This is a genomic window from Rhodobacter lacus (assembly GCF_042683065.1).
GTDB lineage: Bacteria > Pseudomonadota > Alphaproteobacteria > Rhodobacterales > Rhodobacteraceae > Rhodobacter > Rhodobacter lacus.
Window position 1 is genome coordinate 75,808 of sequence record NZ_JBHUIX010000019.1, and the last position, 16,005, is coordinate 91,812.

Genomic DNA, 16,005 nt, shown 5'->3' on the forward strand with positions numbered 1-16,005 from the left:
GACCTGTCGTTGGGATGGCTATAAGTATAGGGAGAGCAAAGGCCCACGACAAGGCGAGGTGAGGAATGCTGCAACCCTATGCGTGCCAACCGGAGGCGAGCCGGGGGCGGCTGTTCCCTGAGAGCTATTCCACCTTCCGCACGCCGTTTCAGCGCGACCGGGACCGGATCATCCATTCCTCCGCCTTCCGCCGCCTCAAGCACAAGACGCAGGTGTTTGTGGAGCATGAGGGCGATTACTACCGCACCCGGCTCACCCACACGATCGAGGTGGCGCAGGTCGCGCGCACGATTGCCGGGGCGCTCGGGCTCAACACCGATCTCGCCGAGGCGGTGGCACTGGCGCATGACCTCGGCCACCCGCCCTTTGGCCACACCGGCGAGGATGCGCTCGCGCTCCTGATGGAGCCCTATGGCGGGTTTGACCATAACGCGCAGGCTTTGCGCATCGTCACCCGGCTCGAGCGCCATTACGCCGATTTCGACGGGCTCAACCTCACCTGGGAAACGCTTGAGGGCATCGCCAAGCACAATGGCCCGGTCGAGGCGCCGTGGAACTATGCGCTCGCCGAGGTGAACGGGCTTTGGGATCTCGAGCTTGGCACCAATGCCTCGGCCGAGGCGCAGGTGGCGGCGGTGGCCGATGATTGCGCCTACAACCACCACGATCTGCACGACGGGTTGCGCGCCGGGCTCTTTACCGAGGCGGATCTGTGCGAGCTTCCGGTGCTGGGCGAATGTTTCGCCACGGTGGACAAACTCTACCCCGGGCTCGACCCGATGCGGCGCCGCCACGAGGCGCTGCGGCGCGTCTTTGGCGTGATGGTGGAAGATGTGATCGCGGTGGCGCGCAACCGGCTTGAGAGCCTGCAGCCGCGCCATGTGGACGACATCCGCCACATGCAGGGGCCGATCATCCGCTTCTCCAAGCCTCTTTACCAAAACATCAAGGCGATCAAGAGCTTCCTTTTCACCCGCATGTATCGCGCCCCCACGGTGGTGGTGGAGCGCAAACGGGTGACGGGGATGGTCAATGCGCTCTTCCCGCTGTTTCTGGAGCGCCCCGAGCTTCTGCCCGAGGATTGGCAGGGCGATGTGGCGAAAGCGATTGCCAAGGGCAATGAAGAGGGCCGCACCGAGATCGCGCGCGTGGTGCTCGACTATGTGGCGGGGATGACCGACCGTTTCGCCATTCAGGAATATCACCGGCTGGTGGAGCCCGAATAAAGCTGCGCCGAAAGCAGCCCGCCTCCACCTGTCGCAAGATGCGGGCCGACCACCGCCCTTTGCCTTCGACTTTGTGCAAATATCCCGGGGGGTGCAGGGGGGCAGCGCCCCCCGCCCCGGTCAGGGCTTATTGCATCATTTCCTTGGTGGCGCTGAGCTTCAGCCCCTCGTAGTCGCGCACCACCCGGTCGATGTCCCATTGCAGACGGGTCAAAAAGACGATGTCGCCGTCGTGGTCATGGGCAATGTGCTGCTTGTTCACGTTGACCATCTTCTCCACCACCTCTTTCGGCCCCTGCACCCAGCGCGCCGAGGTGAATTGCGAGGGCTCGAAGCGCACCGGAATGCCGTATTCGATCTCGATCCGGCTCGCCAGCACGTCAAATTGCAGCGCGCCGACCACACCCACAACGAAGCCCGAGCCAATCGCCGGCTTGAACACTTTCGCCGCGCCTTCCTCGGCAAATTGCATCAGCGCTTTTTCGAGGTGCTTGCCCTTCATCGGGTCGGTCGAGCGCACCGATTGCAAGAGTTCGGGCGCAAACGACGGGATGCCGGTGAAGCGCAGCTTTTCGCCCTCGGTCAGCGCGTCACCGATGCGCAATTGCCCGTGGTTCGGAATGCCGATGATATCGCCCGCCCAGGCCTCTTCGGCCAGTTCGCGGTCGGCGGCAAGGAACAGCACCGGGTTGGTCACCGCCATCGGTTTTGCGCTGCGCACATGCATGAGCTTCATGCCGCGTTCAAAATGGCCGCTGGCGAGGCGCACAAAGGCCACCCGGTCGCGGTGCTTGGGGTCCATGTTCGCCTGCACCTTGAACACGAAGCCCGTGACCTTTTTCTCATCCGCCGAAATCTGCCGCTCCGCGGCGCGTTGCGGCTGCGGTTCGGGGCCGTATTCGCCCATCCCGTCCATCAGCTCCTTCACACCGAAGGAGTTGATCGCCGAACCAAACCAGATCGGCGTCATGTGACCCTCAAGGAAGGCCTGCCGGTTGAAGGCGGGCAAAAGCTCGCGCGCCATTTCCAGCTCTTCGCGCAGCTTTGCCAATTGCGCGGCGGGCACGTGCGCGGCGAGCTTCGGATCCTCAAGCCCGTCAATCTTGATGCTTTCGGCCACCTTGTTGCGATCCGCCCGGTCCATCAGCTCAAGCCGGTCGTGCAAAATGTCGTAGCAACCGAGAAAATCGCGCCCCATGCCAATCGGCCACGAGGCGGGCGCCACGTCGATGGCAAGGTTTTCCTGAATCTCGTCGATGATCTCGAAAGTGTCGCGGCTTTCGCGGTCCATCTTGTTGCAAAAGGTCAGGATCGGCAGATCGCGCAGGCGGCACACCTCAAAAAGCTTGCGGGTCTGGCTTTCCACCCCTTTCGCGCCGTCGATCACCATGATCGCCGCGTCAACGGCGGTGAGCGTGCGGTAGGTGTCTTCGGAAAAGTCCGAGTGGCCGGGCGTGTCGACAAGGTTGAAGCGGTAGGTTCGGAACTCGAAGCTCATCGCCGAGGCCGAAACCGAGATCCCGCGCTCCTGTTCGAGCTTCATGAAGTCGGACCGGGTGCGGCGCGCCTCGCCCTTCGCTCGCACCTGCCCCGCCATCTGGATCGCCCCGCCGAAAAGCAGGAACTTCTCGGTCAGCGTGGTCTTGCCGGCGTCGGGGTGCGAGATGATCGCGAAGGTCCGACGGCGGGCGATTTCGGGCGGGAGGACGGGTGCGTTGCTCATGGCGCGCCTTTACCGCAAGGGCGCGCGCGGAGCAATGGGCGCTTCGCCGCGCGCCCCCCCGGGCGCTCATGAAAGAATTAAGCCTGAATTGATCCCGATCATGGATTAATTAATAGAATCGTTCCATAATGGGATAATCTGGCCGGGAGCGCTTGGAGGAACGCGTTCGGCGACCGGGTGAGAGTTCCGCTCTCGCCCCCTTTCAGGAGTGTGCCCATGGCAAGGACAGCTGCCGCCGTCTCGCCTCTCGTGCCCCAAAGACCTGCGCATCGTCTGGCGCAGAAAACCATTCTTTGCCCCTATTGCGGGGTGCCGCTTTACACGGCCAAAGACCGCGCCGAGCATCTCGACGGGCACCGCTGTTGCTGCGAGGGCAGCGGCTGGGATTGCGCCGATCTGACCGATCCGCACGACCGCGCAACCTGCCGCGGCGCGCGCTGAGCCGTTTCGCCCTACTGCGCTTCCTTTGCCCCATGTCTGGCGGGGCACGGTGCCTGCGCTTGCGCAGCCCCCTCTCTTCCCTTCTGGTCGCTCCCCCCCTATCAAGGGCAAAAGGGAGGCACCCATGAAGATCGCAAGCTTCAACATCAACGGCATCAAGGCCCGCGCCGAGGCGCTTCCCGCCTGGCTCAAGGCGGCAGAGCCCGATGTGGTGGCGCTGCAGGAGATCAAGTCGACCGACGAGACCTTCCCGCACGAGATTTTTGACGGGCTGGGCTATCACATCGTCACGCACGGGCAAAAAAGCTTCAACGGGGTTGCCCTTCTGAGCCGGTTCCCGCTTGAAGATGTGGTCTGCGGCTTGCCGGGCGATGCGAGCGATGAACAGGCGCGCTGGATCGAGGCAACCGTGGTGGGCCGCCGCGCGGTGCGGATCTGCGGGCTCTACCTGCCCAATGGCAACCCGGCGCCGGGGCCAAAATATGACTACAAGCTTGCCTGGATGGCGCGCATGCGCGCACGCGTCAGCGCGCTTTTGAAAACCGAGGAGCCGCTTGTTTTTGCGGGCGACTACAATGTGATCCCGCAAGAGGAAGATGCCGCGAAGCCGGAGGCCTGGGCGACAGATGCGCTGGCGCTGCCCGAAACCCGCGCAGCCTTCCGCGAGCTTTTGCATCTGGGGCTGACCGATGCGCTCCGCGACCGCGTGCCCGGCCCGGGGCACTATACGTTTTGGGACTATCAGGCGGGCGCGTGGCAGCGCAACAACGGCATCCGCATTGATCATCTGTTGCTCAGCCCGCAGGCGGCGGACCTGCTCACGGCGGTGGGCATCGACAAGGAGGTGCGCGGCGGCGACAAGCCCTCCGACCACGTGCCGATCTGGATCGACCTCGACGCCTGAGCCCCCCTTGCCCGGCGCGGGAAAACGCGCTAGGCCGCCGGGCTTCGGCAGGAGGTCTCACATGAACACGCTGGCGATCGACTTCGGCACCTCGAATTCCGCGGTGGCGGTTCTGGAGGCGGGCACCCCGCGCCGCCTGAGCCTCGAGGGCACGGCAGAGGTGCTGCCCACCGCTGTTTTCTTCCCCGCCGACCGCGGGGCGATGCGGATTGGCACCGCCGCCACCGAGGCGCTGATCGGCGGCGAAGAGGGGCGCTACATGCGCGCGCTCAAATCGGTGCTCGGCACGCCGCTCTTTCATGAAAAACGGCTGATCGGCGGCAAAAGGCGCGCGCTCGCAGAGGTGGTCACGGCCTTCCTTGCCACGCTGAAAACCCGCGCCGAAGCCGCGACCGGGCACAGCTTCACGCATGCGCTCTCGGGCCGCCCTGTGCATTTTCATGCCGAGCCCGAGCGCGATGCCCAAGCCGAGGAAGACCTGCGCGGCTGCTATCTTGCGGCGGGTTTCACGCGGGTCAGCTTTTGCTTCGAGCCGGAGGCGGCGGCGCTTGCCTCCCCTGCCCTTCCCCCCGGCGCGCTCGGGCTGATTGTCGATATTGGCGGCGGCACCTCGGATTTTTCGCTCTTCCGCGAGACCCCCTCGGGGGTCGAGATCATCGCCAGCCACGGCATCCGCTTGGGCGGCACCGATTTCGACCGCGCGATCTCGCTTGAGCATGCAATGCCGCTTCTGGGCCATGGCGGGCAGCTTCGGCGCGAATTTGGCCCGGAGCTTTTGCCGATGCCCGCCGATATTTATGTCGATCTCGCCACCTGGGCGAAAATTCCGTTCCTCTACACGCAAGAGACCCGCAACGCGGTGGCGCGGATGCGCAAGCTTGCGGTTGATGCGCGCGCGCTCGGGCGCCTTGCCGAGGTGCTCAAACATGAAATCGGCCATGATCTCGCCTTTGCCGTCGAGCGCGGCAAGATCGAGGCGAATGCGGGCAAGCCCGGCGCGATGATCCGCATGGGCAAGATCGAGCGCGGGCTCTATGCCGAGATCAGCGCCGCCTCGATGGCGGCTGCGCTCGCGCGCGCCCGCGCGGATCTGGCCGAGGCGATGGCCGAAACCTGCCGCCTTGCGAGCGTCACGCCCGGGCAGATCGGTGCCGTCGTTCTGGTGGGCGGCTCAAGCCTGATGGAGCTGGTGGCGCAAGAGGCGCAGGCGCTTTGCCCGGGCGCGCGGCTGGAGCGCGCCGAGGCCTTCACGGCGGTGATCGACGGGCTGGCTCGCGCCATTGCCGGCGCGGACTGAGCCCATCGCTCAGATCTCTGTGCTCAGATTTCTGTGGTCACGTCGTGGCCATGCACCCAGTCATAGCGGTTGAGCACCTGCCCCGGCGCGAAAATCGAGGCGGTGCGCAGCGCAAAATGCCCCAGCGTGCGCTGGAAGCCCGAGAGGTGATAGTTGCGCGCATTGCGGTTTGCCGCCTCGACAATCGCCTTGCAACGCCCCGCCCGCATTTGCTGATAAACCGCAAAGGCATGCTCGTCATTTTCGAACTTGTTGAGCGCCTGCGCCAGCACCCAGGCATCCTCAAGCGCCATCACCGCCCCCTGCGCGAGGAAGGGCAGCGTCGGATGCGCGGCATCGCCCAAAATCACCGCATGGCGCCCCTGCCAGACGCGCGCGACCGGATGGCGGAAGAGGCCCCAGAGCCACGGCTCGCGCACGGCCTCCAGCCACTCCTGCACCTTTGGGCAAAATTCCTCGAAAGCCGCGAGCAGTGTCAGCGGATCATCGCGCAGGTTCCAGCTTTCCTCGACCCAGCGCCAGCGTTCCTCCACCGCCACGATGTTGCGCAGCCCCCGGCCCAGCGGATAGCTCACAAGATGCTTGCCCGCGCCAAGGAACACCTGCGCCACCTTCGGCTCGGCCTCATCGCAGGGCACAAGCGCGCGCCACGCCACCTGATGCGTGAAAAACGGCCGCGCCTCGCCATTGAGCGCCCGGCGCACGCGCGAATGCAGCCCATCGGCGCCAATCAGCAGGTCAGGCTCGATCGTCTCGCCCATCGCGGTGAGAAGCTTCGGCCGCCCGGCGCTCAGATCGACATCCTCGACCTTCTGCGACAGCCGGATCTCGACCCCGGCATCGCGCGCGCCCTCCGCCAGAAGCTCGATCAACCGGGCGCGATGGACCAGACGGTATTCCGCCCCGGGGCGCAATTTGGCAAGATCGAGCCGGATCACCCGGCTCCCCGTTTCGCCATCGAGCATCTCGATGGCCGCGGTGGCCGGGCCCGCCTTTTCCAGCGCATCGCCAAGGCCAAGCGCGCGCAGCACCTTGGCCCCATTGGGCGAAATTTGCAGCCCGGCGCCCACTTCGCGGACCTGATCCGCCTGTTCGAGAACCGTCACCTGAGCGCCATGAAGCGCCAGCGCCCGCGCCACGGCGAGCCCGGCGATCCCCGCCCCCAAGACTGTTACGCGTCGTCCGATCAGCACCGCCCGCGTCCTTTCATAAGCAAACACCGGCACCCTTGGGGCACCGGTGAAACCTGATCTTCAACGTGCGCGGATCGCGGCACCAACAGGCCTCACCCGGGCCTGCCGGTCCGGCTTCAGTCGTCGCGATGCACCCGTTCCCGGCGTTCGTGGCGTTCTTGCGCCTCAAGCGTCATCGTGGCGATCGGGCGGGCATCGAGACGTTTCAGAGAGATAGGTTCTCCGGTCATTTCGCAATAGCCATATTCGCCATTCTCGATGCGACGCAGTGCCGCGTCGATCTTGGACACCAGCTTGCGCTGGCGATCACGGGTGCGCAACTCCAGCGCGCGGTCGGTCTCTTCAGAGGCGCGGTCGGCCAGATCCGGCACGTTGCGCGCCGATTCGGCGAGGCCTTCGAGCGTCTCTTGCGACTGCTCGAGCAACTCCGTTTTCCAGGCTTGCAACTTGCGGCGGAAATACTCGAGCTGCCGATCATTCATGAAGGGCTCGTCTTCGGCCGGCCGGTAATCGTCGGGAAGGAATGTCTCGGCTTTCATCGCGTCACTCACTTTCGTGCCCTCGGTCCCAGGGGGCGTCACCCGCCCGGCGCCGCTTGCGCGCTCCCATAACCCAAGCGAGACGCGATGTCACGCCCCGCGTTTGCGGTTGCGGCATGTTTCCTGCAAGCGCAGCCCGCCGCTTGCGTGATTTTTCCTGCGCCGCTAGGCTCTTGTCTGCAAAATCGGCAGGAAAACGGGGGGAAAGCCGTGCAGTTTCGCTCGACCGAAAGCTATGTTGCGCCGCCCGATCTGGTGGTGGCCGTGAATGCTGCCGTGGCGCTGGAGCGGCCGCTTCTGGTGAAGGGCGAGCCCGGCACCGGCAAGACCGAACTGGCGCGGCAGGTGGCGCAGGCGCTCGGCCTGCCGATGCTTGAATGGGCGATCAAATCGACCACCAAGGCCAGTCAGGGGCTTTACGAATATGATGCCGTGAGCCGGTTGCGCGACAGCCAGCTGGGCGATGCCCGCGTGAATGACGTGAAGAATTACATCCGCAAGGGCAAGCTCTGGCAGGCCTTCGAGGCGGAAGGAAAAGTCGTGCTGCTGATCGACGAGATCGACAAGGCGGATATCGAATTTCCGAACGATCTGCTGCAAGAACTCGACCAGATGGCCTTTCACGTCTACGAAACCGGCGAGACGATCCGCGCCCGGCACCGCCCGATCGTCATCATCACCTCGAACAACGAGAAAGAACTGCCCGACGCCTTTTTGCGGCGCTGCTTCTTCCACTACATCCGGTTTCCCGATGCCGAGACCCTGCGCGCGATCGTGGAGGTGCATTTTCCGGGCATCAAGGAGGCGCTTCTGGCCGCCGCGCTGACCCGGTTCTTTGAAATCCGCGAAACGCCGGGGCTGAAGAAAAAACCCTCCACCTCGGAAGTGCTCGACTGGCTCAAGCTGCTTTTGGCCGCGGATCTTGCGCCCGAGGAGCTGAAAGCCGATCCGGCGAACCTGCTGCCGAAACTCCATGGCGCGCTTTTGAAGAACGAGCAGGATGTGCAGCTGTTTGAGCGCCTCGCCTTCATGGCGCGGCGCGAACGCCGCTGAAATGCTGAGAATTTGAGCAGTGCCTCAGCACAGATGTATCTTTCGCATCACTCCGTCGCGTTAGCGCAAAACACTCTCTTGCCAAGATGCGGGAACTCCGCGATGCGTCAGCCTTCAGTACCTTAGCGAAGAAGTGCCGCAATGCTGAACCGACGGAGCGTGCTGCAGGGGGCCACCGCCCTTGCAAGCGTTATGATCCTGCCCGTGCCCGCCGCACTGGCCACCCCCATCCCCTTTTCCTTCAGCTACGACGCGCTTGTCGAGCGCGCGCGGGGGATGGCGCAGGCGCCCTATGCGCCGCCATTCCAGCCCGCGCCCGAAATCGTTGCGCAGATCGACTATCAGCGCAAGGGGGAGCTGGTGTTCCGCACCGCAAAGGCGCCGTTCTCCGGCCAGCCCGGCACGGGGCCGCAAAAGGGCTATCCGCTCGAGTTTTTCCCGCTCGGCAAATATGCCACCAAGCGGGTGCAAATGTTCGTCGTCGAAGCGGGCCGCGCCACCGAGGTGCCCTATTCGGCCGATTTCTTCGACATGCCCGCCGACAACCCGGCCCGCAAACTGCCCCATAACGCGGGCTTTGCCGGCTTCCGGCTGCAGGAATGGGCCGAGGCCGAGGATTGGACGCATCAGGACTGGGTCGCCTTTCAGGGCGCTTCCTATTTCCGCGCGATCGGCGCGGCGGGGCAATACGGCCAATCCGCGCGCGGCATCGTCATCAATGCCGCGAGCAACGGAAAACCCGAAGAATTCCCTGATTTTACAGAGTTCTATATTGAACAGCGCCCGGGCGCCAGCGCGGATGACCCGGTCACCGTCTGCGCGCTCCTTGACGGGCCAAGCGTCACCGGTGCCTATCGCTTCCAACTCACCCGCGGGCAGCAGCGCGCGCGCGGCGTGGGCATGGAGATCGAGGCCCAGATCTTCCTGCGCGAAGATGTTGACCGGCTCGGGCTGATGCCGCTCACCTCGATGTTCTGGTTTGGCGAATATGGCCGCGACCGGCTTCTGGACTGGCGCCCGGAGGTGCATGATTCCGACGGGCTGGAGATGTGGGCAGGCTCGGGCGAGCGGATCTGGCGCCCGCTCAACAACCCCGACGGCACCCGGATCTCGGCTTTCACCGACACTGACCCGAAGGGCTTTGGCCTGATGCAGCGCGACCGCGACTTCGATCACTATCAGGACGGCGTGCTCTATGACCGCCGCCCGAGCGTCTGGGTCGAGCCGCTCACCCCGCTTGGCAAGGGCGAGATCCAGTTGATGGAAATCCCCACCGACGACGAGATCAACGACAATATCGGCGCCTTCTGGGTGCCCGAAGGCCCCGCGCTCAAGGGCGCGCATTATGCGCTGCACTACCGGCTGCACTGGCAAAACCTCTGCCCGGTGCCCGCCGAAAACATCGCACAAACGGTGGAAACCCGGATCGGGCGCGGCGGCCAGCCCGGCCTGCCCCGCCCCGAGAACGTCTATAATTTCGCGGTGGAATTCGACCGTCCTGCGGTGATGCGCCAGATCCCCTACGGGGTGTTTCCGAAGGTGGTTGTGAGCACGAGCGCAGGCACGATCAGCCGGACTTTTGCCGAGCCGATGCCCAACGGCAATATCTGGCGCGCGAATTTCGACCTTGCGCTGTTGCCCGGAGAAATCGCCGATCTGCGGATGTATCTGGAGCTTGCGGGCCGCCCGCTTACCGAGACATGGCTCTACCAGTTCTCTCCGGGCTGGGCCATTCCTCCGCATTGACCCGTCATGTCCCCCGCAATGCCGCAAAGCTGCGGCGCGCCGTCGCAGCCGGGCTTTGCCTTTGCGCGCGCCTGCCCTAGAACGGAGAGCGCAACAGGGAGCCTGCGATGTCGGACGATGCACTGGTGATCTTCACGCCTTCGGGCAAACGGGGGCGGGTTGAAAAGGGCACGAGCGTGCTTGCGGCGGCGCGCAAGCTCGGCGTCGATCTCGATTCGGTCTGCGGCGGGCGGGGCATCTGCTCGAAATGTCAGGTCGCGCCGGGCTATGGCGAATTTCCCAAGCATGGCCTGCATGTTGCGCCCGATGCGCTGAGCCCGGTCAATGCCGTCGAGGAGCGCTACGACCGGATCCGGGGCCTCAAGCCCGGGCGGCGTCTGGGCTGTCAGGCCTGCATTCAGGGCGATGTGGTGATTGATGTGCCCGCCGAGAGCCAGGTGCACCGCCAGGTGATCCGCAAGAGCGCCTCGGAGCGGGTGATGGAGATGGATCCGGCGACCCGCCCGCTATATGTGGACGTCGCCGAGCCCTCGATGCATGAGCCCTCCGGCGATTTTGAGCGGCTCGCCGCTGCGCTGGAAAGCCAATGGCAAATCAAGGGATTGCAGGCCGATCTTGCGGTGCTCTCAGTGCTGCAGACGCGGCTGCGCAAAGGCGACTGGAAGGTGACCGCCGCGGTTCATGAACCGGGCGACGGCACCGCGCCGCGGCTCCTTGCGCTTTACCCCGGCTACCGCGAGGCGCCGCTTTACGGGCTTGCCATCGACCTTGGCTCGACCACGATCGCAGGCCATCTGGTCGCCCTCAATGACGGCCATGTGCTTGCCTCCTCGGGGCTGATGAACCCGCAGATCCGCTTTGGCGAAGACCTGATGAGCCGGGTCTCCTATGCGATGATGAACCCGGGTGGCGCGGCGGAGATGACCGCCGCCGTGCGCGAGGCGATGGCGGGGCTCGCAGCCGCGCTCACCACCGAGGCGGGCATCGAGCCCGAGGCGGTGGTCGAGGCGGTGGTCGTGTGCAACCCGGTGATGCACCACCTGCTGCTTGGCCTCGATCCGGTCGAGCTTGGTCAGGCGCCTTTTGCGCTTGCCTCCGGCGCCAGCCTTTCGCTTGCCGCAGCCGAGATCGGCCTTGCCCCCCTCGCCCCGGCGGCGCGCGCCTATCTCCTGCCGCTGATCGCGGGCCATGTCGGCGCCGATTGCGCGGCGGTGGCGCTCTCCGAGGCGCCCGAAACGCGCGATGACCTCTCGCTCATCGTCGATGTTGGCACCAATGCGGAGATCCTTCTGGGCAACCGCAGCCGCGTGCTGGCCTGCTCTTCCCCCACCGGCCCGGCCTTCGAGGGGGCGCAAATCTCCTCGGGCCAGCGTGCTGCGCCGGGCGCGATCGAGCGCATCGAGATCGACCCGGTGACGAAAGAGCCGCGCTTTCGCATCATCGGCAATGCGCATTGGTCGGATGACCCGGCCTTTGGCACGCCGACAATCACGGGCATCTGCGGCTCGGGCATCATCGAGGCCGTGGCGGAAATGCGCATCGCGGGCATTCTCGATCCCTCCGGCCTGATCGGCTCGGCGGAACAGGTGGGCAGTGCGCGCTGCGTGGCCACCGGGCGCACGCATGAATATGTGATCCATGACGCCACCCCGGATGGCCCGCGCGTAACCGTGACGCAGGGCGACATTCGCGCGATTCAGCTTGCGAAATCTGCGCTTTATGCAGGCGCCCGGCTGCTGATGGACGAGATGGGCGTGGACCGGGTGGACCGGGTGGTGCTGGCGGGCGCCTTTGGCGCGCATATCAGCCCCAAACATGCGATGGTGCTTGGCATGATCCCCGATGTGCCCCTTGAGGCGGTGACCTCGGCGGGCAATGCCGCGGGCACGGGGGCGCGCATGGCGCTTTGTTCGCGCAGCGCACGCCGCGCGATCGAGGCGCAGGTGAAGCGGATCGTAAAAATCGAAACGGCCATCGAGCCGCGGTTTCAGGAGCATTTCGTGGCCGCCAATGCGATCCCGCATGCCACCGCACCATTCTCGGAACTGGCAAAAATCGTCACCCTGCCCGAGGTCAGCTTCAACGGCGGCCCCGCCCCCGAGGGCGGCGGGCGCAGGCGGCGGCGCGGCTGAGCGCCGCCTGCCCGCCGCGGCGGGCGGGCGCGTTGCACCGCCTTGAACCGGGGCGCGGCCTCAGGCCAGAAACGCGGCCTGCACAAGCCGGCGGGTGTAGTCCTGCCGGGGCGCGCCGATCACCTCGGCGCAGCTTCCCTCCTCAACCAGCGCGCCCGATTTGAGCACCATCACGCGATCCGAGAGCGCGCGCACGACCGCAAGATCGTGGCTGATGAACAGATAGCTCAGCCCGTGCTCCGCTTGCAGGCGCCGGAGCAGATCAACGATCTGCTTTTGCACCTGCCGGTCAAGCGCCGAGGTTGGCTCATCGAGCACGATGATGCTGGGCTTGAGCACCAGCGCCCGCGCAATGGCGATGCGCTGGCGCTGACCGCCCGAGAACTCATGCGGATAGCGGTTGCGCAGGCTCGGGTCGAACTGACATTCGGCAAGCGCCGCGGCGGCGGCCCGGTCCCGCTCGGCGGCACTCATCTGCGGGTGATGCACCAACAGCCCCTCGGCCACGATCCGCCCCGCCGTCATCCGCGGCGAGAGGCTGCCGAACGGATCTTGCATCACCACCTGCATGTCGCGCCGCAATGGCAAAAGCGCGCGCGGCGACAGATCCTCGATCGCGCGGCCATGCAGGCGGATCGTCCCGGACGCCGGCACGAGCCGCAAAATGGCGCGCGCGAGCGTGCTCTTGCCGGAGCCGGACTCGCCCACAATGCCGATGGTTTCGCCGCGCCGCAGGCTCAGCGAGAGCCCGTTGACCGCCCGAAACCCGGGCTCGACGGGCTGGAACAGCCGCCGTCGGCGCCGCCCGAACGTGACCGAAGCCTCCTTAACCTCCAGCACAACCGGGGCATCGGCGGCAACCGGCGGCTTGCGGCCCTCCGGCTCGGCGTCGATCAGGGCGCGGGTATAGGCATTTTGCGGGCGCGCGAAAACCTCCTCGACGGGCCCCTCCTCCACCTTCTCGCCGCGCCGCATCACCACCACGCGGTCGGCGATCCGGCGCACCACATGCAGATCGTGGGTGATGAACACGATCGCCATGCCCAGGCGCTGCTGCAAATCGCGCAGCAAGGTCAGGATCTCGGCCTGAATCGTCACATCAAGCGCCGTCGTCGGCTCATCGGCGATCAGAAGCTCGGGGTTGTTCGAGATCGCCATGGCAATCATCACCCGTTGCCGCTGCCCGCCCGACAGCTCATGCGGCCAGGCAGACATGCGCTGCTCCGGCTCGGGGATCTGCACCAGACGCAACAGCTCGATGGCGCGCGCATGGGCGGCGCGGTGCGACAGGCCCTGATGGCGGCGAAGCGGCTCGATCAGCTGCGCGCCAATGGTGAAGAGCGGGTCGAGCGAGGTCATCGGCTCCTGAAAGATCATCGCGATCCGCTCTCCGCGAATGCGGTTCAGCGCGCGCCGGGGCAGGCCAATCAGCCCGGTGCCATGAAAATCCGCCCGGCCGCGGATCCGGCCATTGGGCGCAAGAAGCCCCATCACCCCCATCATGATCTGGCTCTTGCCCGAGCCGGATTCGCCGACGACGGCCACGGTTTCTCCCCGGGCAACATGGAAGGAGACGCCCTTGACCGCCTCCACCGTGCCGTCGAGGGTCTCGAAGCTCACATGGATATCGTCAAGCTCCAGCACAGGTGCGGTCGTCATGTCAGCGGTCCCTTGGATCGAGCGCATCGCGCAGCCCGTCGCCGATGAAGTTCAGCGCAAAGAGGGTGGAAATCAGGAACAACGCGGGAAAGAACAAAAGCCAGTTCGCGTTCGGGATGTTCTTTGCGCCCTGCGAGATCAGCACCCCCCAGGACGACATCGGCTCCTGCACGCCAAGGCCGAGATAGGAGAGAAAGCTCTCCATGATGATCACGGTGGGCACGAGCAGCGTCATGTAGATGATGACGGGGCCAAGCAGGTTGGGCAGGATATGGCGGCGCAAGATGCCCGCCCGGCTGACGCCGAGAGCCTCAGCGGCCTGAACGAATTCGAGCCGTTTGAGCGCCAGTGTCTGCCCGCGCACGATCCGCGCCATGTCGAGCCACATCACCGCCCCGACGGCCAGAAAGGTCAGCAAAAAGTTCCGCCCGAAAAACACCACCAGCATGATCACGAAGAAGATGAAGGGCAGCGAATAGAGAATGTCGACAAGCCGCATCATCGCCTCGTCGACCTTGCCCCCGAAAAACCCGGAGACGGCGCCGTAAACGACCCCGATCACCACCGCGACCAGCCCGGCCAGAAGCCCGATCGCCATCGAGACCCGGCCGGCCACAAGGGTCCGGGCCAGCAGGTCGCGGCCATTGGAATCGGTGCCGAACAGAAACCACCTGTGCTCGACCTGCGCGGTCAACGTGGCGGTTCCGGGGGCGGTTCCGGGGGCGCTTGCAGCTAAGATGCGGGCCCCGTCAAAGAGATCAGACCGGTCGAAATAGCGCGCGGCGCGCGCATCCACCCCGCGCGGCGCGGCCAGTGTGGCGACGATCTCGCCGCCTTGCAGATGCCACTCGCGGATCTCGAGCCGGGCGCGTTTGGCCACCTGCTCGAGCGCCGGGCCGATCATCTCCGGCGTTGGATAGGCGCTCAGCCGCGGCGGCACCTTGGTGTAGCTCTGGTTGATCGTCGTGAAATCATTGGGCACCACATAGGGGCCAAGGCCGCAGGCCAGCGCCATCAGCAGCAGATAGAGCGCCGAGAGGCTGGCGGCACGGTTTGCCCGCAACCGCGCCCAGGCGTCGGACCAGAGCGAGCGGCCGGGAGCAAGGGAAGGCGTATCAGTCATGGCGCACTCTGGGGTCGACGACGGCGTAAAGCAGATCAACGATCAGGTTGAACACGATGGTGAAGGCGGCCAGCACGACAACCGTGCCCATCACCACGGTGTAATCGCGCGCCAGCGCCGCCTCGACGAAATAGCGCCCGATGCCGGGAATGCCGAACACGGTTTCCACGATCACCGAGCCGGTCAGCAGTGAGGCCGCCGCCGGCCCGGCATAAGAGATGATCGGCATCACCGCCGAGCGCAGCGCATGGCGCGCCACCACCGACACCTCGGACAAGCCCATCGCGCGACAGGTGCGGATGTGATGGGCGCGCAAGGCCTCGATCATCGAGCCGCGCATCAACCGCGCCACCACCGCCAGTTGCGGCAACATCAGCGTCAGCACCGGGCCGATCTTGTTCACCAGGGCGCCCCCGCCCCAGCCCGCCACGGGCACGAGGCTGAGCGAAAGCGCGAAGGTGAGCTGATAAAGCGGCGCGATGACAAAGGTTGGAATGGTGCTCCCCGCCGTTGCCGTGGCCACCACGAGATAATCGAGCCCGCGGTTCTGGTTCAGCGCCGCGATGATGCCCAGAGCCGAGCCGAGCAGCAGCGCCAAAGCCAAAGCCAGCGTGCCGATCTGGATCGAGATCGGCAGGGCGGTGGCAAACATCTCGGTCACGGTGAAATCGGGCCGGGTGTAGCTCGGCCCCAGATCGCCATGCAGAAGGTTGGCGAGATAATGCAGATACTGGCTCCAGAGCGGTTGATCGAGGTGGTAGACGCGGTTGAGGTTCTCGATCACCGCCGGGTTGAGCCCCTTTTCCTGATTGAACGGCCCGCCGGGGGCGATGCGCATCAGGAAAAACGAGATCGTGATGATCAGAAACAGCGTCGGGATCGCGGTCAGCAGACGTCGCAGGATAAAACGTGTCATGGTCCCGGCCTTGTGCAGGAAGCCCCGGCCGGACGGAAGCCCGGCCAGGGATA

13 protein-coding genes are annotated in these 16,005 nt (G+C 65.4%); 7 read left to right on the top strand and 6 right to left on the bottom strand.

The window, feature by feature from the left end; translation table 11 throughout:
• The first annotated feature begins 65 nt into the window (after window positions 1-65).
• Window positions 66-1,226, top strand: coding sequence for a deoxyguanosinetriphosphate triphosphohydrolase (locus tag ACFSM0_RS16915; protein WP_377393257.1), 1,161 nt, complete (start codon window positions 66-68; stop codon window positions 1,224-1,226).
• 127 nt (window positions 1,227-1,353) lie between these two features.
• On the opposite strand, the gene ACFSM0_RS16920 is transcribed toward ACFSM0_RS16915, so the two are convergent.
• A complete protein-coding gene (locus tag ACFSM0_RS16920; protein WP_377393260.1) occupies window positions 1,354-2,949 on the bottom strand; it encodes a peptide chain release factor 3 in 1,596 nt (531 codons plus the stop codon).
• 216 nt (window positions 2,950-3,165) lie between these two features.
• Here ACFSM0_RS16920 and ACFSM0_RS16925 point away from each other — a divergent pair, with 216 nt between their 5' ends.
• The 3 genes from ACFSM0_RS16925 to ACFSM0_RS16935 all read left to right on the top strand — a co-directional run bounded on the left by ACFSM0_RS16925 (window position 3,166) and on the right by ACFSM0_RS16935 (window position 5,591).
• On the top strand, window positions 3,166-3,390 hold the full coding sequence (locus ACFSM0_RS16925) for a hypothetical protein (protein WP_377393263.1): 225 nt from the start codon (window positions 3,166-3,168) through the stop codon (window positions 3,388-3,390).
• Between the two features lie 124 nt (window positions 3,391-3,514).
• On the top strand, window positions 3,515-4,294 hold the full coding sequence (gene xth / locus ACFSM0_RS16930) for an exodeoxyribonuclease III (protein ID WP_377393266.1): 780 nt from the start codon (window positions 3,515-3,517) through the stop codon (window positions 4,292-4,294).
• 61 nt (window positions 4,295-4,355) lie between these two features.
• On the top strand, window positions 4,356-5,591 hold the full coding sequence (locus ACFSM0_RS16935; protein ID WP_377393269.1) for an Hsp70 family protein: 1,236 nt from the start codon (window positions 4,356-4,358) through the stop codon (window positions 5,589-5,591).
• Between the two features lie 23 nt (window positions 5,592-5,614).
• Here ACFSM0_RS16935 and ACFSM0_RS16940 read toward each other — a convergent pair whose 3' ends face one another.
• On the bottom strand, window positions 5,615-6,784 hold the full coding sequence (locus tag ACFSM0_RS16940) for an FAD-dependent monooxygenase (RefSeq protein ID WP_377393272.1): 1,170 nt from the start codon (window positions 6,782-6,784) through the stop codon (window positions 5,615-5,617).
• Window positions 6,785-6,900: 116 nt separating this feature from the next.
• On the bottom strand, window positions 6,901-7,323 hold the full coding sequence (gene dksA / locus ACFSM0_RS16945) for an RNA polymerase-binding protein DksA (protein WP_377393275.1): 423 nt from the start codon (window positions 7,321-7,323) through the stop codon (window positions 6,901-6,903).
• Window positions 7,324-7,533: 210 nt separating this feature from the next.
• Between dksA and ACFSM0_RS16950 the strand changes: the two genes are divergently transcribed.
• The 3 genes from ACFSM0_RS16950 (at window position 7,534) to ACFSM0_RS16960 (ending at window position 12,254) form a co-directional block, all read left to right on the top strand.
• On the top strand, window positions 7,534-8,376 hold the full coding sequence (locus ACFSM0_RS16950; protein WP_377393278.1) for an AAA family ATPase: 843 nt from the start codon (window positions 7,534-7,536) through the stop codon (window positions 8,374-8,376).
• Window positions 8,377-8,517: 141 nt separating this feature from the next.
• A complete protein-coding gene (locus tag ACFSM0_RS16955) occupies window positions 8,518-10,122 on the top strand; it encodes an OpgD/OpgG family glucan biosynthesis protein (RefSeq protein WP_377393280.1) in 1,605 nt (534 codons plus the stop codon).
• Window positions 10,123-10,229: 107 nt separating this feature from the next.
• A complete protein-coding gene (locus tag ACFSM0_RS16960) occupies window positions 10,230-12,254 on the top strand; it encodes an ASKHA domain-containing protein (RefSeq protein ID WP_377393283.1) in 2,025 nt (674 codons plus the stop codon).
• Between the two features lie 60 nt (window positions 12,255-12,314).
• On the opposite strand, the gene ACFSM0_RS16965 is transcribed toward ACFSM0_RS16960, so the two are convergent.
• Genes ACFSM0_RS16965 through ACFSM0_RS16975 form a run of 3 tightly spaced genes read right to left on the bottom strand, consistent with a single transcriptional unit; the run spans window position 12,315 to window position 15,952 of the window.
• On the bottom strand, window positions 12,315-13,913 hold the full coding sequence (locus tag ACFSM0_RS16965) for an ABC transporter ATP-binding protein (protein ID WP_377393286.1): 1,599 nt from the start codon (window positions 13,911-13,913) through the stop codon (window positions 12,315-12,317).
• Between the two features lies 1 nt (window position 13,914).
• A complete protein-coding gene (locus tag ACFSM0_RS16970; protein ID WP_377393289.1) occupies window positions 13,915-15,036 on the bottom strand; it encodes an ABC transporter permease subunit in 1,122 nt (373 codons plus the stop codon).
• Window positions 15,029-15,952 (bottom strand): ABC transporter permease subunit, encoded by a 924-nt coding sequence (locus ACFSM0_RS16975; protein ID WP_377393292.1) that lies wholly within the window; start codon window positions 15,950-15,952, stop codon window positions 15,029-15,031. Before ACFSM0_RS16975 ends, ACFSM0_RS16970 begins: the two co-directional genes overlap by 8 nt.
• Between the last annotated feature and the right edge of the window lie 53 nt (window positions 15,953-16,005).